Raw genomic sequence first — 26,055 nt, 5'->3', positions numbered from 1 at the left:
ACAGGTTCGAGTTGCGAGCAGCGAGTTTCGAAAATCAAAAGCGGAAAACCACATTGTTTAAAGGTTTTCGCAACTCGTAACTCGCTTCTCGTTACTCCTTACTGCTTTTATCGCGGACTATCTCGGCCGGTTTTCCCCCGGTGAGCTTCAGCAAATCCTGTGGCGCCATGGCGATTTCCAGCCCGCGCCGGCCGGCACTCATGTAGATAATCTCGTGGGATTCCGCGCTGCCATCCAGATATAACGGCAACCGTTTCTTCTGCCCCAGCGGGCTAATGCCGCCCAGCACATAACCCGTTAATCGTTGCGCCTTGTCCGCCGGGCACATCTGCGCCTTCTTGCCACCGTGGGCACGGGCCAAGCACTTCAGGTCCAGCTGATGGGCCACCGGCACCATGGCCACCACCGGCACGTCATCCACCAGCGCCATCAGCGTCTTGAACACCTGCTCCACTGGCAGATCCAAGGCCTCCGCCGCTTCCAACCCGTAGCTTTGCGCTTTCGGATCGTGTTCGTAGCTATGCAGCGTAAACGCGACCTTGCCGCGCTTGGCGGCCTGCACCGCCGGTGTCATGCCTTGCGCGACTCCGGGTCACGCAGCGTCGCCGCCCGTTCGCGAGCCGCCTTCGCTCCGGCGGCATCGCCTTGCCGGTCCCGCGCGGTGGCCACCAATTCCCACAAACCGGCCTGATACTCCGGGTGGTCCGGCGCCAGACGCAGCGCTTTCAGGGCAAAGCCTTCCGCACCACGGGCGTCACCTTCGGTCAGGCGCAGGTCCGCCAGCTGCTTGTACAGCCAGGAGGAATCCGGGGCAATATTCAGCGCCCGCTCCAGATACCGTTCCGCCCGGGAATTATCCCCTTGCTGGCGCGCCTGCTCGGCACTGGTCAACAGACTCAGCGCCGGAGACCCTTCCAATTCCTGTCTGGCCGTCATCGGTTCCTGCGGCTCGTCGACCACGGGTTTCACCGCACACCCCACCATCACGGCACTGATGAGCACCAATCGAACCAACCTTTGCATAAACAACATCCTGTCCCCTATTTTCTTGATCGCAGGTTGAATTGAGCGAGCCACCGCAAACCGCATGGCGCTTAATCAAACAGGCCCTTGAACCACCCTTTGATGCCCTTGCCGGTTTGTTTCACTGTGCCACAACCATCGCTGTCTTCGGGAATCGACGCGGCCAGCATGGGGTAGCGGCGGGCATTGCCACAACCTTCTGCACTCACACGACGGCCGTCTTCATTCATCCATACCCATTCCACGCTGGGCGGCGGGTTTTGTGACAAGCTGCGCTGCGGCAGCTTGCCCATCAAGTTCGCCCACACCGGCAGGGCACCGCTGGAGCCGGTAATCCCCGCGTTTTTGTTGTCGTCACGGCCCACCCAGACCACCGCCAAATGATTGGCCGAGAAGCCGGCAAACCAGGCATCGCGGAAATCATCACTGGTACCCGTCTTGCCGGCCACTTTCAGGTCCGACGGTAATGCAGCGCGGGCGGCACGGGCGGTGCCTTCTTCCACGACCTGCTGCATGGCCCACTGGGTCAAGAAAGCCGGCCCGGCCTCCACCACTTCGTCGGTGCTCACCGGGTAACGGGCCAGCGGCTTGCCATCCTTGTCCAGCACATCGGTAATGGAGCGCAGCCGGGTACTGAAGCCACCGGTGGCCAGCGGCTGATACATCATCGCCACTTCAAACGGGGTCAATTCCAGGCTCCCCAACAGAATACTCGGGTACAGCGGGATATTGCGGGTAACGCCCAGGGTCTTCATGGTGTCGGCCACCTTGTCCAGCCCCACATCCAGCCCCAGCCGCGCGGTGGCCTGGTTACGGGACAGGGCCAGCACATCCACCATGGGCATGGCACCCTTGGCCTTCTTGTCGAAATTCTGTGGCGCCCACACGCTGCCATTTGGCAGCTTCACCTGAATCGGGCCGTCTTCCACCAAAGAGGCCAACGAGTAGGTTTTCGGTTGCTCAACCGCCGACAAGATCACCGCCGGTTTGGCCAGGGAGCCCATGGGTCGCTGAGCATCCAGTGCCCGATTGAAACCCGCTTGGCGCGAGTCCCGGTTACTCACCAGCGCCAATACATCGCCCTGGGCCGGCGCCACGACAACCACGGCACCATTGAGTTTTTTCACCTGTTTCGGGTCGCGATGATCCAGATGCTCTTTCAGCGCCCCTTCCGAGGCCAGCTGGGCCAGCACATCCAGGGTGGAGTGAATATGCAGCCCTTCATCGCTGAGCACTTCCGGCGGGTAATCCCGCGCCAGCTGACGGCGTACCAGGTCAATAAACGCCGGGAACGCATACAGCGCCGACGCCCCCCGCGGCACCACTTCCAGTGGCCGGGCACTGAACTTGTCGTAGTCCGCGCTGGACAAGGCGCCTTCGTCACGGGCCACTTTCAATACGGTATTGCGACGCTCCATGGCCCGCTCCGGGCGACGGCGCGGGTCGTACCAGCTGGGGCCTTTCAGCAAGGCCACCAGCGTCGCCAGCTGATGGGGCTCCAGCTCTTCCAGCGGTCGGCCGAACAGGAACTGCGCCCCCAGGCCCATGCCATGAATGGCGCGGGCGCCGTCCTGGCCGAGATAGACCTCATTCAGGTAGGCCTCGAGAATCTGCTCCTTGCTGTAATGCAGCTCCAGCAGCAAGGCCATGGGCATTTCCATGAGCTTGCGCGACAGGGTCCGGTCGGAGCTGAGCCAGAAATTTTTCACCAGCTGCTGGGTCAGGGTACTGCCGCCCTGCACCAGGCCGCCGGCCTTGATATTGGCCAGCATGGCGCGGCTCAGGCCGCGCAGGGAAATGCCATGGTGGTCGTAGAAACTGCGGTCTTCGGTGGCGATCAGCATGTCCACCAGCAACGGCGGCACTTTATCCAGCGGCACCAGCACCCGGTCCTCGGCGTGCTGGGGGTGGATGCTGCCGATCTGCAATGGCTCCAGGCGCGCCAGGCGATCGCCGCCGGCTTCCAGGCTGCGAATCTGACCACCGGACAGGGACAGCCGAATACGTTCGGACTGCTCGCCGCCGTCGCTATCGTTGAAACCCCGAGTGTGAATCAGCAGGGAATTGCCCTGCACCGCAAAACTGCCCGGCGTACTGGCCCGCGCATCACGCCGGTAACGCATCAGGTCCAGCAGCTTGAGCATGTCATCGCGGGACAACACCCGGCCTTCATACAATTCCACCGGCCGGGCATAGACCCGTGCCGGCAGCTGCCAGGCATGGGAATCAAACCGCTCGCGCACCAGCGCATCCAGGTACGCCATGCCGGCGGCCCCAAGCACCAGGCACACCAGCCCAACCTTGGCAATAAATGACCAACTGAACCAGCGCCGGCGCTGGGCGGAGGGCTTCTTTTTTCTACTGGGTTGCCGCCGCGACTTTGCGGGGGACTTTTTCGCTTTTTTCGCCATGGGCCGGAGTATAGAGAAAAGTGTGGGTACTTTATGAGTGTAGGGGGAGAAATATGTTCCCGGGGGCGAAATACCCGAACCAGGGGGATAACGGATAACCCCCGGCCCGCTGGCGGACAAATTTTGCATGCAGCGCCTGGCAGCCCATAATAGCCGCCCCTGCAATCCGGTTCGGAGCTTCCATGACAAAGAAATATGACGTTTACGCCCTCGGTAACGCCCTGGTAGACACGGAAATCGAGGTCAGCGACGCCTTCCTGGAGCGCATGAACGTGGGCAAGGGCCTGATGACACTGGTGGATGAAGCCCGCCAGGCAGAATTGATCGAAGCGCTGGCCAACGAAGCCGAGCCCCGCAAACAGACCAGCGGTGGCTCCGCCTGCAACACAGTAGTCGCCACCCGCTACTTCGGCGGCAACAGTTACTACGCCTGCAAAGTGGCCGACGACGCCACCGGTACCATCTTCGTCGATGACCTGACCGCCGCCGGCGTGGACACCAACATGAACGGCCCGCGGGACTCCGGTGTTTCCGGCAAATGCCTGGTCATGCTGACACCGGATGCCGAGCGCACCATGAACACCTACCTGGGCATCTCCAGCCAGGTGTCCGATACCGAACTGGACGAAGCTGCCATCGCCGCCAGCCAGTACGTGTACCTGGAGGGCTACCTGGTCAGTGGCGACAGCTCCCGCGCCGCCGCCGTCAGACTTCGCCAGCTGGCCGAAAAGAACGGCGTGAAAACCTCGCTGACATTCTCCGACCCGGCCATGGTGCAGTTTTTCAAAGATGGCCTGAATGAAATGCTCGGCGAGCGTGTGGACCTGCTGTTCTGCAACGAAGCAGAAGCGACCAGCTTCACTGATACCGATAACGTGGACGCCGCCCTGGAAGCGCTCAAGCCGCGCTGCGGTTCCGCCGTCATTACTCTCGGCGCGGACGGCGCCCTGGTCTGGGACGGCGAACAGACGCACCGCATCGACCCGGTGCCGGTGAAGGCCATCGACAGTAACGGTGCCGGCGACATGTTTGCCGGCGCCTTCCTGTATGCCATTACCCACGGCCACGATTTTGCCGCTGCCGGTAAACTCGCCTCCGCCGCCGCCGCAAGGCTGGTCAGCGAATTTGGCCCGCGCCTCCCGGCAGAGGTCCACCAGGAACTTCGCAACGCCATTCTGGGCGAATAACCGCAGGGCGGACCTTTCTTCCCGACGACACAGCATCACGGAAACACCAAGACCATGGAACACATCTGCAACGTGAACGACATCGAGCACGAGAGTGCTCGGGAATTTCAGAAAGACGGCCAGCCGATTGTCGTCGCCAGGTTCGATGGGCAGATTCACGCCTACATCAACTGGTGCCCGCACCTGGGCATCGAACTGAACTTCATGCCCGATGAATTCATGGACAGCGACAGCCAGTTCATCATGTGCGCCAACCACGGCGCCCTGTTCGAAGTGGAGACAGGCAATTGCCTGTCCGGCCCTTGCAGCGGCGATAAGCTGATTCCCGTGCCGCTGGAAGTGCGTGGCGAAGAAGTCTGGCTCGGCGAGGTTCCCCAACCCGCATGAAAACAGAAAGCAGCCACCCCTTCGATTTACTGACCCCGGACTACATGCTGGATGCCGTCGATGCCGCCGGCTTTCTCAGCGATGGCCGGCTGCTGCAGCTGAACAGTTTTGAGAACCGGGTGTATCAGGTGGGGCAGGAAGATGGCCCGCCGGTGATCGTAAAATTCTACCGCCCGCACCGCTGGAGCGATGAACAAATCCTCGAAGAGCATGCCTTCAGCCTGTTTCTGGCGGACCGGGACCTGCCGGTGGTCGCTCCCATCGAGAACCACGGCACCAGCCTGTTCCATTGCGACGATTTTTCCTTCGCCGTCTTTCGGCGTGCCGGTGGCCACGCGCCCGAACTGGCCAACGATGATCACCTGGAACAGCTGGGGCGGACCCTGGCCCGCTGGCATACCTGCGGCAGTGATCGCCCCTACCAGACACGCCCGACCCTGCAGATCATCGACGATATCCGCACCGCCAGCACCTTTCTCACCAACGATGTTGTGGACCTGAACTACCGGGGACAATATCGGGATGTGACCGGCCAGATCCTGGAAAAGGTGGAGCAACAACTGGGCGAGCACAGCTTTCCCTTACTGAACGTGCATGGCGACTGCCATACCGGCAATATCCTGTGGCGCGACGAACGCCCCCACTTCGTGGACCTGGACGACAGCCTGCGCGCGCCCGCCATGCAGGACATCTGGATGCTGCTATCCGGTGAACATGACGAACAGCAACACCAACTACGGGTACTCGCCCGTGGCTATGACACCTTCCTGCCGTTCCCCTGGAGCCAGACCGTCCTGATCGATCCGCTGCGCCTGCGCCGCATCATCAACTACGACGCCTGGCTGGCGAAACGCTGGGACGACCCGGCCTTCCCCCCCGCCTTCCCGTGGTTCGAATCCATGAATTACTGGGGCAATCAGGTGACCTTATTGCAACAGCAGCTGCGCAGTTTGCAGACCCCTCTGTAGAGGAAAACGCTTTTCTGCAGGAGCGTCGCTCGCGGCGCGACAGGGCTGGTTCCGTGTTTTCTAAAGCCGCTGCTGTAGGAGTTCCTCTCGAGGGACGAACCCGAGCCCAAGCGAGGGAAAAGGCGAGGCAGGGGAGCCCCCCCGATCACTCTGGAGGCGCCCCGGTTCACAGCAACGACGCTGCTGCCCCTACAGGCGTTTTCCACGCTAACGCGTGGTTCGTCCCTCGAGAGGAACTCCTACAACGCAATCGGCAAGGGTTTTTCCAGTTCGAAACCCTCAGCGGATAACGTCACCTTCCAGGCCAGCACCTCCACGCCTTTCTCTATCGCTTCGCGCAACAACTGCCCATAGCGCACATCAATTTCGTCCGCCGGGCGCGCGGCGGTGGCGCCGCTGTGTTGAACGCAAAAGAACAGCACCGCGCGCTTTCCCGACGCGACCACATCCATCAGCGTCTGCAAGTGCTTCTGGCCCCGCTCGGTGACCGAATCCGGAAAGGCGATGACGCCGTCATCCTTGTCATCTGGCCCCGGACCCAGGGTGACGTTTTTCACTTCAATAAAGGTATGTGGGTCGGCCCGCTCGCCCAGCGCCAGGTCAAAGCGACTGTCCCCGTATTTCACCTCCCGCTCCACGCCACTGGTTGGATCCAGCACGGGGATCTGTCCGGCCCGCACCGCTTCTTCCAGCAACGCATTGGGGCGGGCGGTATTGACCCCGGCCCAGTGGCCGTGAGCCACCTGCAAGGCTTCCAGGGTGTGGCGATATTTGCGTTTGGGGTTGCCGCTGTCGGAAATCAGCGCCTGCTGCGGTTCACCCAGCACGCAATTTTTCATGGACCCGGTATTCGGGCAATGCACGGTAATCTCGCTTCCATCGGCGCGAACCACATCCGCCATGAACCGTTTATAGCGACGCAATAGCGTCACCGCTTCCAGTGGGGGATCAAAGGTCACAGGGACTCCAGATAGTGTTCCAGACGATGCAGCGCATCCGTTAGCCGCGCCTCACTGCAGGTATAGGCCATGCGTACAAAGCGCCGGTGATCGTGGCCTTCACCGAAGTCCAGTCCCGGCGTCATGGCAACCTTGGCCTTTTCCAGCAAGTCGGCACAAAAGGCAAAACTGTCGTCGGTGTAATCACTCACATCCGCGTAGACATAAAAGGCGCCGTCCGCCCGGGAGACCACCGGCAGCTTCAGGTGCGCCAGGCCGTTGAGCAAACACTGGCGGCGCCGTGCCAGTAGCTGATGGCGCTGCTCCAGAATCGTCAGTGTCGGCTCCTGCAGCGCTGCCAGCGCCCCATGCTGCGCCGGGGTGGATGGCGCCAGAAACAGGTTCTGGGCCAGCCGCTCGATGGCCGGCACCAGCGGTTCCGGCGCCACCAGCCAGCCCAATCGCCAACCGGTCATGCAGAAATACTTGCTGAAACTGTTGATCACCAGCACCGGGGCCGGCCCCGCCAGCACCGATGTGGCGGGCTGGGTGTAACACAGCCCCTGATAGATCTCGTCCACCAGCAGGATGCCGCCCTTGTCTACAGCGCCGCGGGCCAGCTGCTGCAAGGCCTCTACCGGCAGCATATTGCCAGTGGGGTTGTCCGGGCTCGCGACCATGGCCACCCGGGTATTGCTTTGCCAGGCATCCAGAAACGCCACCGGGTCCACATTGAAATGGTCATCCGCCTGCAGCGCTACCGGTTGCGGCTCGCCGCCGACCAAACGCACGAACTGGCGATTACAGGGGTAGCCGGGGTCAGTGAGCAACACGCCGTCGCCGGGATTGAGCAGCGCCGCCAGCGCCAGCTGCAAGGCCCCGGAGGCTCCGGGCGTCACCACCACCTGGCCAGGGCTGACCCGGGCGCCGAAACGATTTTGGTAATCCTCGGCGATAGCTTCGCGCAGGGCGGGCAAGCCCGCCGCCGGCGTATAGCCGGTATGGCCGTGCGTTACCGCATCCTGAATGGCCGCAAGCACTGGCTCGGGAGTATCAAAATCCGGCTCGCCCACCTCCAGGTGAATCACATCATGGCCTTGAGCAGACAAGGCCTGGGCACGCTCCAGTAACGCCATCACATGAAACGGCGGAATGCGTCGGGCGAAATCGGACAGACTGGGTGTCATGATCATGCTCCCTCGAAAATGCGTGATTTACGGTATAACAACCGCGCCACTTCATCTGCTACCCCGTACCGGGCCCACACAACAGGGCAAAAACACAGGAAAAGGCGGTCTGTCACAAGATTCCCCTTTTCTGTTGCGCCTGCATGGCTATAATCGGCCAGATTTTCACCAGCAGAGGCCAGAAAATGTCCAGCGCCCCGCTGATTGGTGACAACCCTTGCCCAGACGGGGTAAGGTCGAAGATTACATTATGCCCGGGCCTGACGATATCAGCCCGGCACCCAAGGATTGCGGGTTACCGATAGAGAGTCGCGAAGATGCTAAGGGAGTTAATCAACATGGCCACCGGCAAGAAAAAAGCCCCCAAGAAGGCGGCTAAAAAACAAACCTCCGGTTCTGCTTCCAGCAGCAAGAAAGCGTCGGCATCAGCAAAGGCTGCGCCCAAAAAAGCCGTGGCTAAAAAGGCCGCTCCTGCTGCCAAGAAGGCCGTAGCGAAGAAGCCCGCCGCCAAAAAGACCCCGGCCAAGCTGGCCGCAAAAGCCGCCACCAAAAAGACACCTGCCAAGAAGGCGGCAATCAAGAAAGCCCCGGCAAAGAAGGCCACTGCCGCCAAGGCCACCGCGAAAAAAGCCCCGGTTAAAAAGGCCGCTGCCAAACCTGCAACGAAAGTTGCACCTAAAAAAGCAGCGCCCAAAAAGGCGGTAGCGAAGAAACCTGCAGCCAGCAAAACGGCCAGCAAGACAACCGCTACGCCCAAGGCAACACCCCCCAAGAAAGTGGCCGCCAAGAAAGCCGCTGCACCAAAGGCGCCCGCTAAAACTGCGGCCAGCAAGCCGCAGTCCAAGCCAACGCCCAAGGCTGCTGCGAAAAAAACCGCCGCCAAAAAGGCCGCAGCAGCCCCAAGAACCAAATTACCGGCCTCAGGCAAGGCCACCGCAGCGGCCCGTGCGGCCGCAGCGAAAGCAACCGCAGGTTCTGCACGGACTGCAACTGCCGGCAAAAGGACTTCGCCGAGCCGTTCCCCCTCTTCTGCTCAGGTAAATCCGAAAGTGAAAAAGAAAAGCACCAGTTCCTCCGCATCACAGGCCCAGGTTCATGGCTTCACGCCTTACCAGCCCGGTCCTGACGAGGAATACATGAACGAAAAGCAACGCGAACACTTCCGCAATATCCTGCTGGCCTGGCGCCAGGAACTGATGGAAGAAGCGGACCGCACCATGCACCACCTGCAGGACGAGCAGGCCAACCTGCCCGACCCGGCAGACCGCGCCACCCAGGAAGAAGAGTTCGCTCTGGAGCTGCGCACCCGCGATCGTGAACGCAAACTGCTCAAGAAAATCGAGAAGACCCTCGACCTGGTGGGTAAGGACGATTACGGCTTCTGCGAAGCCTGTGGCGTAGAAATCGGCATCCGCCGCCTGGAAGCCCGCCCTACCGCGGAAATGTGCATCGACTGCAAAGAACTCGCTGAAATCAAGGAAAAGCAGCTGGCAGGGTAAAGGCAGTTAATAATTAATAATGAAGCGTTAACGGCTCGCGGTCGCGGGCTGTTGATTCTGCCAACCAAGGGGGCCGCGCCAATGCTTATTGCGCGGCTTCCTGCGTTTCAGCACCCAGCACAACCTCTCGCGCAGCTATTCATTATTAACTATTCACTATTAATTGCCTTATGACCTATCGCGGACGTTTCGCCCCCACCCCCTCTGGCCCGTTGCACTTCGGCTCACTGGTGGCGGCCCTGGCCAGCTGGCTGGAGGCCCGTCATCACGGAGGGCAGTGGCTGGTTCGTATTGATGATCTGGATCCGCCCCGGGAAGCCCCCGGTGCCGCTGATCATATCCTGACGCAACTGGAAGCCTTCGGGCTGCACTGGGACGAAACCGTGCGCTACCAGAGCCAGCGCGGAGAAGCCTACCAGGCAGCAGTGACTCAATTGCTCGATACTGGCCACGCCTTTCATTGCCGCATGACCCGCAAACAACTGGCCACCCTGGACCACTGTCACCCGGGCATCGACGTGGCCGTTCCCGCCGCCTCTGACACCGCCATTCGCCTGCATGTACCAGACCGTCAGCTCTGTTACCCGGACGGCATTCAAGGGCAGGTCTGTAATAACCTGCACCGCGATGGCGGCGCCTTCGTGATTCGCCGCCGCGACGGCCTGTTCGGCTACCAGCTGGCCTGCGCCCTGGACGATGCCGACGACAACATTACCCATGTGCTACGCGGTGCTGACCTGCTTGATTCCACCCTGCGCCAGTGCTGGCTGCTGGAATGCCTGGGCCGCCCTGTACCCCGCTACGCTCACCTGCCGGTCATCCTGGATGGCCGAGCCACCAAGCTATCAAAATCCGCCGGCAGCGATGCGCTCGCCCCGGACCAGGCCAGCCACCTGCTGGGGGCTGCCTTCCTCGGCATGGGCTTAACCGTTCCCGAAGCACTGTCAGGCGCGCCGGTCACTGAGCTGCTGAACTGGGGCATGAGCCATTACAGCGAACACCACTGGCCACCCGGGCAGACACAACCGTTACCGGCAATCCTCGCGTAGAGGCGTAGAGGCGTAGAGGCGTAGAGGCGTAGAGGCGTAGAGGCGTAGAGGCGTAGAGCAGCATGGGGATTCCCCCCGGCCGCCACGTTTATGACCGCAATGACAGCCCCTGCGTCCGGCCGCGCTTTTACAGTGAATCGGTGCTGACGTATGCTCTTCGACCAGAGGGCCTTAACCACCTATGTATACCGATCGCCTGCTTATTATTTTTATTCTCGGCACCTACTTGCTGTCCCCGGCCATTATTGACTGGTGGAGCGAAGGTGGCCGCGCCTGGTATCGACCCTACCTGATCTGGCTGGGCCTGATCGCGTTGAGCTACTGGATTGCCAAGAGCAAGGATGTCGATGGTCTATAGTGTCAGCGACCTCATCCTGATTGCCTGTGGCTACCTGTTTTTTCTGTTCATGGTGGCCTGGATCACCGAGCGTGGCTGGCTGCCCGCACGCTGGGTACGCCATCCTGCCGTGTATGTTTTTTCCCTGGGCGTCTATGCCAGCGCCTGGGCGGTGTATGGCTCGGTGGGATACGCCTACCAGTACGGCTATAACTTCCTGTCCTATTTTCTCGGTATATCCGGCGTCTTTCTGCTGGCACCGATTCTGCTTGCCCCGATACTGCGGCTCACCGCTACCTACCAGTTAAGTTCGCTGGCCGATCTGTTTGCGTTTCGCTATCGCAGCCGCCTGGCCGGGGCCATGACCACCATCATCATGCTCATCGGGGTACTGCCACTGCTGGCGCTGCAATTGAAAGCGGTGGCGGAGTCCATCCAGATCCTCAGCGGCACCTCCGACCCCCGCGACCTGGCCGCCGGTTTCTGCCTGATGATGGTGATCTTCGCCATCCTGTTCGGCGCCCGCCACGCCACCGCCCGGGAAAAACACGAAGGGTTGGTGGTGGCCATCGCCATGGAGTCATTGATCAAACTGCTGGCCTTTGGCGCGGTGGCCCTGCTGGGCCTGTATGGCGTTTTTGATGGCCCGCAAAGCCTGGGTAACTGGCTCGACGAGCACCCGGAAATGCTGTCACGGCTGTACTACCCCCTGCAGGATGGCACCTGGCATTCCATGATCATGGCGTTTTTCGTATCCGCCGTGGTGCTGCCACACATGTTCTACATGGCGTTCACCGAAAACCTGAACCCCCGCGCCCTGATCACTGCCAGCTGGGCGTTGCCGCTGATGTTCCTGGTCATGGCCCTGTGCGTGCCGGTCATCCTGTGGGCGGCGGCGGCCAGCAACGCCCCCACCTCGCCGGACTACTATGCACTGGGCATAGGCATGGTCACCGGTGGGCACGGCGCCATCCTCGGTTATATCGCCGGCCTGGCCGGCGCCAGCGGCATGCTGATTGTGGCCACCCTGGCTCTGTCTGGCATGTGCCTGAACCACCTGGTCCTGCCAGCCAGCCCACTGCATCAGGGCCAGAACCTGTACCGTAATTTGCTCTGGACCCGGCGCATTCTGATCGCCGCGATCCTCGCTCTGGCCTATCTGTTCTACCGTTTCACCGGCACCGAGCACACCCTGGTAGAGCTGGGTGTACTCTCGTTCGTGGCCACACTGCAATTTGTTCCCGGCCTGATCGGCGCCCTGTTCTGGCCCTCCGGCAACCGCAACGGCCTGTTCGCTGGTCTCGTTGTGGGTTTCCTGTTGTGGTTACTGCTACTGCTGCTGCCGATCACCTACCCACAATGGCAATTCCAGGGCTTGATGGAATTGATGGGCATGCGTTTCCAGACCGGCGCCAGCCAATGGCACCACGTGGCCATTGCCTCGGTCACGGCCAACACCCTGATCTACGCCATCGTTTCCATCGTTACCCCCATGTCCCGGGCCGAACAGAACGCCGCGGAAGCCTGTGCGGTGGACAGCTTGCGCCGCCCTTACCGCTGGGAACTGGAAGCCAAAAGCGTAGACGATTTCATTGATGCACTGACCCAGCCGCTTGGCCCCATCACCGCCACCCGCGAAGTGGAAATGGCGCTGCGCGACTTGCGCCTGCCACGCACCGAAACCCGGCCCTACGCCCTGCGGCGTTTGCGCGACCAACTGGAAACCAACCTGTCGGGCCTGCTCGGCCCGTCGGTCTCGCACCAGTTGATGGACGACCATCTGCCTTACTTGCCCGAAGAAGAGCAGAGCTCCAGCGAAGATATCCAATTTATCGAGTCCCGACTGGAGCAATACCGTGACCGCCTCTCCGGGTTGGCCGCAGAGCTGGATGGCCTGCGACGCTTCCACCGCCAGACCCTGCTGGAGCTACCCATGGGGGTCATTTCCCTGGGTGCGGACCGGGAAATTATTGGCTGGAACCGGGCCATGGAAGAACTCACCGGCATTACCGCCGCCGACACCATTGGCTCCCGGCTGGCAGACCTGGACCCGCCCTGGGGGGAATTCCTGACGCAGTTCAGCCACGACGACAGCCCGCATCAACCACAACAATCGCTGGAAGTCGACCGGCAGACCCGCTGGCTCAGCCTGCATAAATCCGAAGTACTGGGCACTGGCACCTCGGAACAGGCTGGCGGGCAGGTAGTGGTCATCGAAGACATTACCGAGCTGCGTCACATGGAAGCCCACCTGGCGCACAACGAACGCCTTGCCTCCATCGGCCGGCTGGCCGCCGGGGTGGCCCACGAGATCGGCAACCCGGTGACCGCCATCGCCTGCCTGGCACAAAACCTGGACAGCGAAACCGATGCCGAGGAACAGCTGGAATCCAGCCAGCAAATCCTTGAACAGACCCGCCGCATCACCCGTATCGTGGAATCACTGGTGACCTTCAGCCATTCCGGCGGCATCAAGCATAGCCAGCATGTGCCCGTGAATATCCGCGACACCGTGGACGAAGCCATTTCCCTGTTGTTGCTCGACCCGGACCATCGCCAGCAACCCTTCACCAACCAGTGTGAACCCGAACACTGGGTGCAGGGCGACCCGCAGCGCCTGCTGCAGGTCTTCATCAACCTGTTGGGCAATGCCGCCGACGCCAGTGCCGATAAACAGCCGGTTACGGTTCGCTGCGAATCCGCCGACGAGGTACTGGATGTGATTGTGGAGGACCAGGGCCATGGCATTCCGGATGAACTGCGCGACGCCCTGTTCGAACCCTTTGTCACCAGTAAACCACCGGGACGAGGAACAGGCCTTGGGTTAGCGCTGGTTTACAGTATTATCGAAGAACACCTGGGCGCGATTCGGGTAGAAAGCCCGATCACCGACCAGGGCGGCACCCGGTTTATTATTCGGCTTCCCATGCACGCCCCCACCTCCGGTGTGTAAGGCGCCACTGCAAGACAGGACAGGATCAAGTCATTCATGAGTCACATTCTGATTGTTGAAGATGAGCCGGTTATTCGCGGCGCCCTGCGCAAACTGCTGGTGCGCCACGAACACTCGGTTGAAGAAGCGGAATCCGTGGAACAGGCCCGCGAATACAGCCTCAATCAGTTCGACCTGATCATCAGCGACCTGCGCCTGCCCGGCGACCCCGGCACCAGCCTCATCGCCACCGCCGGCAATACACCGGTGCTGATCATGACCAGCTATGCCAGCCTGCGCTCCGCCGTGGACGCCATGCGCCTGGGCGCCGTGGACTACATCCCCAAACCCTTCGACCACGACGAAATGTTGCTCTCCGTGGACCGGGTATTGAAAGAAGGCCGCCTGAACCGCGGCAATCGGGCCCTGCGCCGGGACCTGGAACGCAGCTTCCCGGTTCGCAACATGATCGGTAACAGCGAGGCCATGGAAGAGCTGAAACACCGCATCAGCCGGGTGGGACCAACCAACACCCCGGTGTTGATCATGGGCGAAGCCGGCACCGGCAAGGAGCTCACCGCCCGCGCCCTGCATGAACACAGCGAGCGCACCAACGGTCCGCTGGTCTCGGTACAATGCGCGGCGCTCCCCAAGGCCCTGCAACTCACCGAACTGTTCGGCGATGACGACCAGCCCGGCCGCATTGAAGAAGCCGACGGCGGCACCCTGTTTCTGGATGAAGTGGGCGAACTGGCCAGCGAAGTACAAAGCCGCCTGCTGACCCTGCTCACCCATCACGAAATCCACCGTCAGGGCTCCCTCTCGCCCCGCCGGGTGGACGTGCGCATTCTTGCCAGCAGCCAGCTGGATCTGCCCGGCCGGGTCGCCGATGGCAGCTTCCGGCAGGATCTCTACTACCGGCTTAACGTGATGGAACTGACCCTGCCCCCGCTCAACAGCCGGCAGGAAGACCTGGAACCCCTGGCCAATGCCCTGCTGGCCCGGGGCTGCGAAAAGCTCAACCGCCCGGACCTGCACTTCACCCCGGGAGCCCTGCAGGCCATGCACAGCTATAGCTGGCCCGGCAACGTGCGCGAACTGGATAACGTGATTGAACGGGCGATTATTCTCACCGAAGAAGACGGCATTGGCCCGGCTCAGCTGGGTCTGAACCCCAACCGCACCCCTCAGCGCGTCAGCCGGGCCAGCCTGGACCCCAGCGAAGATCTGTCATTGGAAGATTATTTCACCCGCTTCGTGATGGAAAACCAGGACAGCATGACCGAGACCGAGCTGGCCCAGAAACTGGGAATCAGCCGGAAAAGCCTGTGGGAGCGGCGTCAGCGGCTGGGCATCCCCCGTAAAAAGGCCAGCTCACGCCGCTAAAGCAAGAGGGAATAGCACTTGCCATTGACCGGCAAACCCAATCCGCCTGTCATTAGAGTCAAACGGAAAAACGTTAATTCGGGACACTGAAATCGGGAGCAAGACCCGAAATAACCCAAAAACCCCACAAGTGTTACCGCTCTACACAGGAAAGTAACACAAGCGTTACCCCCATCAGGCAGATTCTAAGGCTGTTTTCACAAAACCTTCGCAACAACATGATTTAAAAGGGAAATTAGGCGTGTTGCATTGGCGGGGGTGGACGGGCACTATGAATCCCACGCCAGCAAACAACAAAAACAGCGGCGTAACGGCTCAAACAATAACAACAAGAAAGAAGAACAATAATTTCACGAGCCAATGCAGTGCTGCTGCAACTGATGATTGCAGCGACAAGGCAGAAAACAACACAAACAATAATAACAACAGAATCAGCGCAAAATGTGGGAGTCACAACTTCGGTTGTGGCTCCTTTTTACTTTCTGGCCAGGCAGTTTATCCCATTGCGTCGGCCCGTGTCGGCCCTTCCGGGCCAAAGACATCTCAACTGGCGAAAAAAAGTGCTACTATCGCCGCCTTATTGCTCATTTCGAGGCCGAATTTTTCGCATGCCCTGCAAGCTTCTGGAACATATGACACGCTGGTTCACTCCGGGTTCCCCAAAATCTTCCGGACCGATAGAACCGCGTGTGATTCCCCGCGACCAACACCCGATCTCCCGCAAGCAAGTTTCCCGAGCAGCACTTGATGTGCTCTACGGATTGCACAAAGGCGGGTTCGAGGCCTATCTGGTGGGCGGCTGCCTGCGCGACATCCTCTGCGGCAGAGAACCCAAGGATTTCGACGTCAGCACCAACGCTACGCCTGAGCAGGTCAACCGTCTGTTCAAGCGCAGCCGCATTATCGGCCGCCGCTTCCAGATCGTGCACGTGCGTTTTGGCCGCGAAGTCATTGAGGTCTCCACCTTTCGGGCCAAGGCCAGTGACGACAACCAGGACCAGAACAAACACCACGCCCACGAAGAAACCGGGCTGGTACTGCGCGACAACACCTGGGGCAGCATCGAGGAAGATGCCCTGCGCCGGGACTTCACCATCAATGCGCTCTACTACAATATTGCCGATTTCACCCTGCATGACTTTGTCGGCAGCATGGGCGATATTGATCAGGAAGTGATCCGCCTGATCGGCAACCCGGAACAACGCTTCCGCGAAGACCCGGTGCGCATGCTGCGCGCCGCCCGTTTCGCGGCCAAGCTGGGCTTCCACATTGAAGAAAGCACCGCCCGTCGCATTCCCGACATGGCGGAGCTGCTGCTGCAGGTCCCCGCCGCTCGCCTGTTTGATGAAGTACTCAAACTGTTCCTGAGCGGCCATGCGCGCGCCTCCTACGAACAGTTGCAGGAACTGGGTCTGTTCCGCTTTCTGTTCCCGGAAACCCAGCAAGCCCTGGAAAGCGATCAAGGTGAGATCTGGGAAGCCATGCTGCTGGCCGCCATGGACAACACCGACCGCCGCCTACTGATGGACAAGCCGGTGACCCCGGCCTTTATCTATGCAGTATTGCTGTGGCCGGTCATTCAACAACGCTTCGGTGGCTACCTGTCCAGCGGTCTGCCGCCGGCCCAGGCACTGCATAAAGCCGCCACCCGGGCCCTCAACCAGCAAATCAAGCACACCGCCATTCCCCGTCGCTTCTCCACCGTGATGCGTGAAATGTGGGAATTGCAGCTGCGCCTGGACAAACGGGCCGGGCGCCGCGCGGACGCCATGATGGAGCACCCGCGCTTCCGTGCCGCCTACGATTTTCTGCTACTGCGTGAGCAGAGCGGAGAGATCAAGGCCGGACTGGGCGACTGGTGGACCCGCTATCAGGAAGAAGACGAAAGCGGCCGCCGGGACATGATCACTCAACTGGGCAACCAGGGGGGAGGCGGCAACAAACGCCGTCGTCGCCGGCGCCGGCCAAAGCCTGCCGCGGATAATTGATGCAGGCGTTCATTGGGCTTGGCAGTAATCTGGATCAGCCGGTACAACGGCTGACCAGCGCCCTGCTGGCCATGGACCGCCTGCCCGGCCTGACCCTGCAACACCACTCCCGCCTGTACAGCAGTGCTCCCATCGGCCCCCAGGACCAGCCCGACTACGTCAACGCGGTCGCCGAAGTACACAGCACGCTGACACCCCACGCCCTGCTGCACAGCCTGCAGGCACTGGAGCTGGCCGCCGGCCGACAACGTCTGCGACACTGGGGTGAACGCACCCTGGACCTGGATATTTTGTTGATCGACGATCAACTTATCGACACCCCCGACCTCCAGGTACCTCACCCCCAGATGAGCCGCCGCGCCTTTGTCCTGCACCCACTGCTGGAAATCGCACCGCACTGCCACTTGCCCGACGGCACCGCACTGGGTAGTTTTCTCAGTCAGGTAGCTGAACAAACGCTTTCACCGCTGGCAGAACTGGACCGCGATGCACTCATTGAACGAAAAGACCCTCACCGAACGGATTGAACAACGCCGCAGCGCCGGTACCCTGCCCCGTTTCATCGCCGTGGAAGGCCCCATCGGTGCCGGCAAGACCAGCCTTGCCAAGCGCCTGGCCATGACCTTTGGTTATGACCAGCTGCTGGAACGGGCCGACGACAACCCGTTCCTGACCCGTTTCTATCAGGACCCGGCCCGCTACGCCCTGCAGACCGAGCTGTTCTTCCTGTTTCAGCGCGCCGATCAGCTGCGTCAGGTCCAGCAACAGGACCTGTTTGCCGGCCCACGAATCGCGGACTTCCTGATCGACAAGAACCGGCTGTTTGCCCAGGTCACCCTGGACGAAGACGAATTCGAGCTGTACCGCAACGTGGACGATCACCTGACCGTGGACGCGCCCAGGCCGGATCTGGTGATTTACCTGCAGGCACCGCCCCAGGTGCTACGCCAGCGTATCGGCCACCGGGGCAACGATTTCGAGCAAGGCATCGCCAGCGATTATCTGGATAAACTCAGCAACGCTTACACCGAGTTCTTCCATTTCTACGACCGCGCACCGCTACTCATCGTCAATGCGGCGGAAATCGACCTGGTCAACCACGACCGTGACTACCAGCAACTGATCAGCGAGTTGCTGGACATCCGCTCCGGTCGCCACTATTTTAACCCCCGGCCACTAGTGGACTGAGTTGAAAGTTTAACGTTGAAAGTTTAAGAGCGCGGACAGACGCATCCCCACACGAGTGACGCGCTGCCCGCGAAACTTTTGACATGACCGCGGGCACAGCCTGTACGCAGCGACAGACTGGACCGCGCTTCAACTTTCAACTTTCAACTTTCAACTTTCAACTTTCAATTGAATTTCCCTGGGAGGTTTCCCATGTCCATCACCATCCGCACCCTGCAAAAACGCAAACAGGACGGTGGAAAGTTTTCCGTGCTCACCGCCTACGACGCCTGTTTCTCTCGGCTGATTTCCGAGGCCGGCGTGGAAGCCATTCTGGTCGGCGACTCCCTGGGCAATGTCATCCAGGGCCAGACCAGTACCGTCCCGGTGACCCTGCAACAAATGGTCTACCACACCGAATGCGTGGCCCGGGGCAACCAGGGCAGCCTGATCATTGCCGATATTCCCTTTATGGGCGCCGCCACCCTGGAACGCACCCTGGAAGCCGCCACCGCCCTGATGCAGGCCGGCGCCAACATGGTCAAGCTGGAAGGCAGCGCCTGGCTGGCCGACGCCATCGAGATCCTTAACCGCAACGGCATTCCTGTCTGCGCCCACCTGGGCCTGACCCCGCAAGCGGTGAACTCACTGGGCGGCTACCGCGTGCAGGGCAAAGATGACGACGGCGCCGCAGAGCTGCTCGACGCCGCCAGAATACTGGACCAGGCGGGCACCGCCCTGTTTGTACTGGAATGCGTGCCGCGGGCGCTCAGCGCGGAGATCACCCGTCAGGTCGCTGCCCCCGTGATCGGCATCGGCGCTGCTCCGGAATGCGACGGCCAGGTGCTGGTGATGCACGACATGCTCGGCATCAGCCCCGGCAAGCCGGCCCGTTTCGTGCGCGATTTCATGGCGGACACCGGCGACATGCGTGCCGCTTTCAAGGCCTATGACGCCGCCGTGAAAGACGGCAGCTTCCCGGCCGACGAGCACTGTTTTTAAAAGACCGCAGCACGCGACACGCTTCACGCCACAACACGGCGTAGCGGACTTTTGGTTGTGCAAGGTTGAAGCCGCGCCCATAGCGCAAACGCGGCCCTGACACTTTATAACGCAACAAGCCAAGCGACGCGTTGCAAGCCTGTTGCGTGTTGCGTCTCAGCGAGGATTTCCATGCAAACCGTTCACTCCGTCGCCCAGGTCCGTGAATATGTCCGCGGCTGGCACAACAAGGGCCTGTCAGTGGGCTTTGTACCTACCATGGGCAACCTGCACGACGGCCATATCAGCCTGATTCGCGAGGCCCGTGCGCGCTGCGACGTGGTGGTGGTATCGATCTTTGTGAACCCCACCCAGTTCGGCCCCAACGAAGATTTCGATCGTTATCCTCGCACTCTGGACGCGGATGCCGCCGCCCTGGTCGAGGCTGGCACCGACCTGCTGTTTGCGCCATCCGTGGAGGAAATGTACCCGCTCGGCCAGAACCAGACCTGGGTGGACGTGGACCAGCTGGGCGACTACCTGTGTGGCGCCAGCCGGGAAGGGCACTTCCGGGGCGTCACCACCGTGGTCTCCAAGCTACTGAACATCGTGCAACCGGACGTAGCCGTATTCGGCGAAAAGGACTTTCAACAGCTGGCTATTCTGCGCCGTATGTGTGAAGAGCTTCTGTTCCCGGTGAAGATCGTCGGCGCCGCCACCAGCCGCGAAACGGATGGCCTGGCACGCAGCTCGCGAAACGGTTTCCTGAGCGACAGTGAGCGCACACTCGCCCCCCAGCTCTATGCACACCTGCAGCAGCTGAAAGCCGACATCGACGCCGGCGAGCGTGATTACCGGGCACTGGAAAGCCGCATCAGCCAATCGCTCGATACTGCCGGGTTCAGCGTGGACTATCTGACCATCGTCAACACCAAAACCCTGGCGCCGGCGGGCCCGCAGGACACTGACCTGGTGGCCGCCGTGGCCGCGAAATTAGGGTCAACCCGATTGATCGACAATATATCCCTGGCCGTTGTGCGTGACCGGTGATTCATGCATACTTCCGGCCCCTTGAAGTGCCTGCATGCCCACCATACGGCGTTTACAGCAGGTTTCGGGTCGCTTGAGAGGTAACCAACATGCAGTGCACCATGCTGAAAGCAAAACTCCATCAGGCTCGTGTCACCCACGCGGAGCTCGAGTACGAAGGCTCCTGCGCCATTGATGGCGATTTGATGGACATGGCGGGTATCCTGGAATACGAACAGATCCAGATCTACAACATCGACAACGGTGAGCGTTTCGAAACCTACGCAATCCGTGGCGAAGCGGGCTCCAAAATCATCTCCGTCAACGGCGCTGCCGCCCACAAGGCCCAGCCCGGTGACCGTGTGATCATTTGCGCTTACGCCAGCTACTCCAGCGCGGAGCTGATCAACTTCAAGCCCAGCCTGATTTACATGGCCGAAGGCAATGAAGTGAAAGGCACCAGCGATGCGATTCCGGTTCAGGTTGCCTGACCCCGAACTCGCTCCGAATTATTTGCTAAAACGCCGGCCCTGCCGGCGTTTTTTTTGCCCGCCGTTTTACCTCTCTCCCTTTACTCTCCCTTTATACGTCGCCTCTTTTGTCCGCTTGGGCATTGGTCATTAAGCAACGCTTTGTTTACTCTTGGAACACAACGTTTACACCCGCTCGCGCCCCTATAAGACCATGGTGGAATACCCCCGGGCAGGCGCAGCCATAATAATGATGGAAACTGGCAGGCAGTATCCCAAGGAGGCCCAAATGTCCCAAGTACACATTCATCCTGTTCCCGCCGAGTATAAAAAACAGACCCTGATGGACCGCGACACCTACGACCGCTGGTACGCCCAGTCCATCAATGACCCGGACACGTTCTGGGCCGAGCGCGCCGAACAGTTTCTGGACTGGAAGACCCCCTGGGACACCGTCAGCGAATGGGACTTCAGTGAAGGCCGGGCTGCCTGGTTCAAAGGCGCCACCCTGAACGCCTGCTACAACTGCGTCGACCGCCACCTGCCCGAGCGCGCCTCTCAAACCGCGATTATCTGGGAAGGCGACGAACCCGATCAGGACAAGCACATCAGCTATCAACAGCTGTTCGAGGAAGTCAGCAAGTTCGGTAACGTGCTCAAGGACCGTGGCGTGAAAAAAGGCGACCGCGTCGTCATCTACATGCCCATGATCCCCGAAGCGGCCTACGCCATGTTGGCCTGCGCCCGTATCGGCGCCATTCATTCCGTGGTGTTTGGCGGCTTTTCTCCGGAAGCCCTGAAAGACCGCATCCTCAATGCCGAAGCCTGCGCGCTGATCACCGCCGACGAAGGGGTGCGTGGCGGCAAGACGATTGCGCTGAAAGAAAATGCAGACAAGGCGCTGGACGGGGTCGACTGCGTCCACACCTGCCTGACGGTGAAGCGCACCGGCGGCGATGTAGACTGGCAGGCCCCGCGTGATGTCTGGTACCACGAGGCCATGGCTGATGCCTCCAGCGATTGTGAACCGGAGTGGGTCGACGCTGAAGACCCGCTGTTCACCCTGTACACCTCCGGCTCCACCGGCAAACCCAAAGGGGTGGTGCACACCACCGCCGGCTACCTGCTCAACAGCGCCCTGACCCACAAATACGTGTTCGACTATCAGGACGGCGACATCTATTGGTGCACCGCCGATGTGGGCTGGATCACCGGGCACAGCTACATCGTTTACGGCCCGCTGGCCAACGGTGCCACCACCCTGATGTTCGAAGGCGTCCCCACCTACCCGGACGCGTCACGCTGCTGGCAGGTGGTGGACAAGCACAAGGTCAATATCTTCTATACTGCCCCCACTGCCATTCGCGCCCTGATGGGGCTGGGGGATGCCCCCGTGGAACAGACCTCCCGCGCCAGCCTGAAGCTGCTGGGCACGGTGGGCGAACCCATCAACCCGGAAGCCTGGGAGTGGTACTACAAAGTGGTGGGTGATTCCCGCTGCCCGATTGTGGACACCTGGTGGCAGACCGAAACCGGCGCCATCATGATTGCCCCCCTGCCCGGCGCCGTGGACCTGAAAGCCGGCTCGGCCACCCTGCCCATGTTCGGTGTGCAACCCGGCCTGATGGACCCGGATGGCAAGGAACTGGACGGCGCGGCCTCCGGCAACCTGGTCATCAAGTCCAGCTGGCCCAGCCAGATTCGTACCGTGTATGGCGATCATCAGCGCCTGATCGACACCTACTTCAGCGCCTACAAGGACTGCTATTTCACTGGTGACGGCGCCCGCCGTGATGAAGATGGCTACTACTGGATCACCGGCCGGGTGGACGACGTGCTCAACGTGTCCGGGCACCGCCTGGGCACCGCCGAAATCGAATCTGCCCTGGTGCTGCACCCCAGCATCTCCGAAGCCGCTGTGGTCGGTTACCAGCATGACGTCAAGGGTCAGGGCATCTACGCGTATGTATCGTTGATGGCCGGCAAGGAAGGCAGCGAGGAACTGATCCAGGCGCTGCGGGATCTGGTCACCCAGGAGATCGGCCCCATTGCCAAACCCGACCTGATTCACTTTGCACCGGGCCTGCCGAAAACCCGCTCCGGCAAGATCATGCGCCGCATTCTGCGCAAGATCGCCGCCGATGAACTGGACAGCCTGGGCGACACCTCCACCCTGGCAGACCCCGGCGTGGTGGATCAGCTTATTGAGACCCGCCAGAACAAATAAACCACAACCGCAACAAGAAACGGCGCAGCGGGCGATTAGCCCCCTGCGCCGTTTTCGTTTTCCCCACTACTAAAGACAAACCAGCCAATCAATCAGGGGGAACGCGCCGCTTGGCGGCCTCCACGATCAACCTCACTCTCCCTCTTCCGGGTTACGGTCACTGAGATTGCTGCGCATGGTTTCCAGCACCCGCTGCAATGCCTCCACGTCCTCAACAGTAAGGCCATCCAGTGCCCGCTGACGGGTTTGCGCGGCTTTTCCCCGCAGTGATTCCAACGCAGGCGTTGCCGCCTCGGTGAGGTACAGCAGGCAGCGACGCCGGTCTCCAGGATCGGCACGGCGCTGCACCAGTCCTTCCTCCTCCAACCGATCCAGCTGGCGCGCCAAAGAGATCGGCGCCACATCCAACAGTTCCGCCAAAGCGGCCTGGTGAATGCCCTCGTGCCGCGACAAGTGCCACAATACTTGCCAGCGCGCCCGCGACAGGCCCGCGCTTCGCGCTCGCCGGTCAAAGTCCCGGCGCATCATTCGTGCCACGTCATGCAGCACCATGCCCACGGTGGTGTCCTTGGCCATGACAAATCCTTTATTTGATCCAACCTGTTGTAAGCAAGCTTACTACTGCTCCCGTTACGCTGCACTCATGGGCCTGACGTCAGTAGCTCGCCTTTACGGCCAGACCAGCACCGCCCAGGATGACAGATCATTGTGCCCGCCTTTCCCGCGCATAAAAAAAGGGCCGGCAAATGCCGGCCCTTTTTCAGAAACACAAAGGGAGAGATTAATCTTCCTTCGCTTCCTTCATGGACAGCTTGATACGGCCACGCTGATCCACGTCGAGGACTTTCACCTTGATGATCTCGCCTTCGTTCACGTAGTCAGTCACTTTCTCTACGCGCTCTTCAGCAATCTGGGAGATGTGCAGCAGGCCTTCGGTACCGGGCATGATCGCCACGAATGCACCGAAATCGACGACACGGGTTACCTTGCCTTCGTAGATCACGCCCACTTCAGCTTCAGCAGTGATTTCTTCCACACGACGCACGGCTTCATCCGCTTTTTCACGGGTTTCGCCGTAGATCTTCACGCTACCGTCGTCTTCGATATCGATGGTACAACCGGTTTCGTCGGTCAACGCACGAATGGTCGCACCACCCTTACCAATCACATCACGGATCTTGTCCGGGTTGATCTTCAGGGTCAGCAGGGTCGGCGCGTTGTCAGACACCTCGGAACGAGACTCGGAGATCGCCTTGTTCATTTCACCCAGGATATGCAGACGGCCGGCATTCGCCTGGTTCAGCGCCTTCTCCATGATCTCTTCGGTGATGCCTTCGATCTTGATGTCCATCTGCAGGGCAGTGACACCACGGGCGGTGCCCGCCACCTTGAAGTCCATGTCGCCGAGGTGATCTTCGTCACCGAGGATATCGGACAATACCGCGAAACGGCCGTCTTCTTCCTTCACCAGGCCCATGGCAATACCCGCCACCGGCGCGGTCAGCGGAACACCCGCGTCCATCAGCGCCATGGAAGTACCACACACGGACGCCATGGAAGAGGAGCCGTTGGATTCGGTAATTTCGGAGACCACACGAACCGTGTACGGGAAGTCCTGCACGCTCGGCACAACCGCTTCCACACCACGACGCGCCAGACGACCGTGGCCGATTTCACGACGCTTCGGGGAACCGATGAAGCCGGTTTCGCCCACGCAGTACGGAGGGAAGTTGTACTGCAGCATGAAGTGGTCCTGATGGGAGCCTTCCAGCGCATCGATGAACTGGGCATCACGCATGCCACCCAGAGTGGCCGTCACGATGGCCTGGGTTTCACCACGGGTGAACAACGCAGAACCGTGGGTTTTGGCCAGCGTGCCCACCTGGCAATCGATTGCACGGACAGCATCCAGAGCACGGCCATCGATACGCGGCTTGCCGGATACCACGGCTTCACGTACCACGCTTTTTTCGATCTTGCCGAACAGCTCTTTCACTTCACCGGCTTCCGGAGCACCCTCTTCGCCGGTGGCGAACTCAGCCACACAGGCTTCGCGCAGCTCGCCGACCTTGGCGTAACGGGCCATCTTCTCGGTGATGGTGTAAGCCTCGCCCAGTGCCGCGCCGAACTTGTCCTTGATGGCCGCTTTCAGGGTCTCGTTCTGCTCGGCCGGCTTCCAGTCCCAGGTCTCGGTACCCACTTCGGCAGCGAATTCCTTGATGCCCTGGATCAGCGGCTGCATTTCCATATGACCGAACAATACTGCGCCCAGCATCTGGTCTTCAGACAGCTCCTGCGCTTCCGATTCCACCATCAATACCGCAGGCTCGGTGCCAGCCACAACCAGATCCAGCGCAGACTCGGCCAGTTCGGAGTAGCTCGGGTTCAGGATGTACATGCCATCCTTGTAACCCACACGGGCAGCGCCGATGGGGCCATTGAACGGAATCCCGGAAATGGACAGGGCAGCGGAAGTACCGATCAGGGCAGCGATATCCGGATCACGGTTCTTGTCCGAAGACATTACTGTGGCCACAACCTGCACTTCATTCATGAAGCCATTGGGGAACAGGGGGCGGATCGGGCGATCGATCAGACGGCAGGTCAGCGTTTCTTTTTCGCTGGGACGGCCTTCACGCTTCAGAAAGCCACCGGGAATACGGCCGGTTGCGTAGGTCTTTTCCTGATAGTTAACGGTCAGGGGAAAGAAGTTCTTGCTCGGATCGGCTTCTTTTCTGCCCACTACGGTGACCAGCACTTCGGTGTCACCGATACGGACCATGACAGCGGCAGTTGCCTGGCGGGCGATCTGCCCGGTTTCCAGGGTGACGGTGTCACGGCCAAACTGAATTTGCTTGGTGATTTTATTAAACATATCTCGTCTCTTCT

24 protein-coding genes are annotated in these 26,055 nt (G+C 60.6%); 16 read left to right on the top strand and 8 right to left on the bottom strand.

The window, feature by feature from the left end:
- Positions 1-91 precede the first annotated feature (91 nt).
- The 3 genes from ybaK to mrcB form a co-directional block, all read right to left on the bottom strand.
- Entirely contained in the window at positions 92-574 is a 483-nt protein-coding gene (gene ybaK, locus F1529_RS06835) for a Cys-tRNA(Pro) deacylase (protein ID WP_155133193.1), read from the bottom strand.
- Positions 571-1,023, bottom strand: a complete 453-nt coding sequence (locus F1529_RS06830; protein WP_230457735.1) for a tetratricopeptide repeat protein — start codon at positions 1,021-1,023, stop codon at positions 571-573. Before F1529_RS06830 ends, ybaK begins: the two co-directional genes overlap by 4 nt.
- Positions 1,024-1,094: 71 nt before the next feature.
- Complete coding sequence (mrcB, locus tag F1529_RS06825) at positions 1,095-3,434, bottom strand: penicillin-binding protein 1B (protein ID WP_155133190.1); 2,340 nt, start codon at positions 3,432-3,434, stop codon at positions 1,095-1,097.
- Positions 3,435-3,616: 182 nt separating this feature from the next.
- Between mrcB and F1529_RS06820 the strand changes: the two genes are divergently transcribed.
- The 3 genes from F1529_RS06820 to F1529_RS06810 are packed head-to-tail and all read left to right on the top strand — an operon-like array spanning position 3,617 to position 5,976.
- The gene (locus tag F1529_RS06820; RefSeq protein ID WP_155133187.1) at positions 3,617-4,621 is read left to right on the top strand and encodes an adenosine kinase; all 1,005 of its coding nucleotides are present in this window, start codon (positions 3,617-3,619) and stop codon (positions 4,619-4,621) included.
- Positions 4,622-4,675: 54 nt separating this feature from the next.
- Positions 4,676-5,008, top strand: coding sequence for a Rieske (2Fe-2S) protein (locus F1529_RS06815; RefSeq protein WP_155133184.1), 333 nt, complete (start codon positions 4,676-4,678; stop codon positions 5,006-5,008).
- Complete coding sequence (locus tag F1529_RS06810; RefSeq protein WP_155133181.1) at positions 5,005-5,976, top strand: serine/threonine protein kinase; 972 nt, start codon at positions 5,005-5,007, stop codon at positions 5,974-5,976. Before F1529_RS06815 ends, F1529_RS06810 begins: the two co-directional genes overlap by 4 nt.
- Positions 5,977-6,215: 239 nt before the next feature.
- Here F1529_RS06810 and sfsA read toward each other — a convergent pair whose 3' ends face one another.
- The 3 genes from sfsA to F1529_RS17595 form a co-directional block, all read right to left on the bottom strand.
- On the bottom strand, positions 6,216-6,935 hold the full coding sequence (sfsA, locus tag F1529_RS06805; RefSeq protein ID WP_370456969.1) for a DNA/RNA nuclease SfsA: 720 nt from the start codon (positions 6,933-6,935) through the stop codon (positions 6,216-6,218).
- A complete protein-coding gene (locus tag F1529_RS06800) occupies positions 6,932-8,101 on the bottom strand; it encodes an aminotransferase class I/II-fold pyridoxal phosphate-dependent enzyme (RefSeq protein WP_230457734.1) in 1,170 nt (389 codons plus the stop codon). The genes sfsA and F1529_RS06800 overlap by 4 nt, the downstream gene beginning before the upstream one ends.
- A 295-nt stretch (positions 8,102-8,396) precedes the next feature.
- On the bottom strand, positions 8,397-9,101 hold the full coding sequence (locus tag F1529_RS17595) for a hypothetical protein (protein ID WP_230457733.1): 705 nt from the start codon (positions 9,099-9,101) through the stop codon (positions 8,397-8,399).
- Positions 9,102-9,237: 136 nt separating this feature from the next.
- Between F1529_RS17595 and dksA the strand changes: the two genes are divergently transcribed.
- From dksA to acs, 13 genes are all read left to right on the top strand, one after another.
- Positions 9,238-9,600, top strand: coding sequence for an RNA polymerase-binding protein DksA (gene dksA, locus F1529_RS17590; RefSeq protein WP_230457880.1), 363 nt, complete (start codon positions 9,238-9,240; stop codon positions 9,598-9,600).
- Positions 9,601-9,770: 170 nt separating this feature from the next.
- The gene (gluQRS, locus tag F1529_RS06790) at positions 9,771-10,649 is read left to right on the top strand and encodes a tRNA glutamyl-Q(34) synthetase GluQRS (RefSeq protein ID WP_155133175.1); all 879 of its coding nucleotides are present in this window, start codon (positions 9,771-9,773) and stop codon (positions 10,647-10,649) included.
- Between the two features lie 181 nt (positions 10,650-10,830).
- Entirely contained in the window at positions 10,831-11,007 is a 177-nt protein-coding gene (locus F1529_RS17525) for a hypothetical protein (protein WP_007149317.1), read from the top strand.
- Entirely contained in the window at positions 10,997-13,939 is a 2,943-nt protein-coding gene (locus F1529_RS06785; RefSeq protein WP_007148388.1) for a sensor histidine kinase, read from the top strand. The genes F1529_RS17525 and F1529_RS06785 overlap by 11 nt, the downstream gene beginning before the upstream one ends.
- 36 nt (positions 13,940-13,975) lie before the next feature.
- The gene (locus tag F1529_RS06780; protein WP_155133172.1) at positions 13,976-15,304 is read left to right on the top strand and encodes a sigma-54 dependent transcriptional regulator; all 1,329 of its coding nucleotides are present in this window, start codon (positions 13,976-13,978) and stop codon (positions 15,302-15,304) included.
- Positions 15,305-15,575: 271 nt separating this feature from the next.
- Positions 15,576-16,052, top strand: coding sequence for a hypothetical protein (locus F1529_RS17520; protein ID WP_196220448.1), 477 nt, complete (start codon positions 15,576-15,578; stop codon positions 16,050-16,052).
- Positions 15,937-17,292, top strand: a complete 1,356-nt coding sequence (gene pcnB, locus F1529_RS06775) for a polynucleotide adenylyltransferase PcnB (protein ID WP_083787485.1) — start codon at positions 15,937-15,939, stop codon at positions 17,290-17,292. Before F1529_RS17520 ends, pcnB begins: the two co-directional genes overlap by 116 nt.
- Positions 17,292-17,819 carry a 2-amino-4-hydroxy-6-hydroxymethyldihydropteridine diphosphokinase gene (gene folK, locus F1529_RS06770; RefSeq protein ID WP_155133169.1) on the top strand — a complete coding sequence of 176 codons (528 nt, stop codon included), beginning with the start codon at positions 17,292-17,294 and terminating at the stop codon, positions 17,817-17,819. The genes pcnB and folK overlap by 1 nt, the downstream gene beginning before the upstream one ends.
- Positions 17,779-18,480, top strand: coding sequence for a deoxynucleoside kinase (locus F1529_RS06765; RefSeq protein WP_039926786.1), 702 nt, complete (start codon positions 17,779-17,781; stop codon positions 18,478-18,480). Before folK ends, F1529_RS06765 begins: the two co-directional genes overlap by 41 nt.
- A gap of 192 nt (positions 18,481-18,672) precedes the next feature.
- Positions 18,673-19,461, top strand: coding sequence for a 3-methyl-2-oxobutanoate hydroxymethyltransferase (panB, locus tag F1529_RS06760; RefSeq protein WP_155133166.1), 789 nt, complete (start codon positions 18,673-18,675; stop codon positions 19,459-19,461).
- Between the two features lie 171 nt (positions 19,462-19,632).
- Positions 19,633-20,490, top strand: a complete 858-nt coding sequence (gene panC / locus F1529_RS06755; protein ID WP_155133163.1) for a pantoate--beta-alanine ligase — start codon at positions 19,633-19,635, stop codon at positions 20,488-20,490.
- 89 nt (positions 20,491-20,579) lie between these two features.
- Positions 20,580-20,960: an aspartate 1-decarboxylase gene (panD, locus tag F1529_RS06750; protein ID WP_007151139.1), complete on the top strand. Its 381-nt coding sequence runs from the start codon at positions 20,580-20,582 to the stop codon at positions 20,958-20,960.
- 268 nt (positions 20,961-21,228) lie between these two features.
- Positions 21,229-23,166: an acetate--CoA ligase gene (acs, locus tag F1529_RS06745; protein WP_155133160.1), complete on the top strand. Its 1,938-nt coding sequence runs from the start codon at positions 21,229-21,231 to the stop codon at positions 23,164-23,166.
- Between the two features lie 132 nt (positions 23,167-23,298).
- Here acs and F1529_RS06740 read toward each other — a convergent pair whose 3' ends face one another.
- Together F1529_RS06740 and pnp are read right to left on the bottom strand one after the other, a co-directional pair.
- Positions 23,299-23,742 (bottom strand): MarR family winged helix-turn-helix transcriptional regulator, encoded by a 444-nt coding sequence (locus F1529_RS06740; protein ID WP_155133157.1) that lies wholly within the window; start codon positions 23,740-23,742, stop codon positions 23,299-23,301.
- 205 nt (positions 23,743-23,947) lie between these two features.
- Entirely contained in the window at positions 23,948-26,041 is a 2,094-nt protein-coding gene (gene pnp, locus F1529_RS06735) for a polyribonucleotide nucleotidyltransferase (RefSeq protein ID WP_007149968.1), read from the bottom strand.
- Positions 26,042-26,055 lie beyond the last annotated feature (14 nt).

This window comes from Alcanivorax sp. VBW004, assembly GCF_009718865.1.
In the GTDB taxonomy this organism is placed as follows: domain Bacteria; phylum Pseudomonadota; class Gammaproteobacteria; order Pseudomonadales; family Alcanivoracaceae; genus Alcanivorax.
Note: the sequence above shows the minus strand (reverse complement) of the source record. Positions and strands in the feature narration are given on the sequence as shown.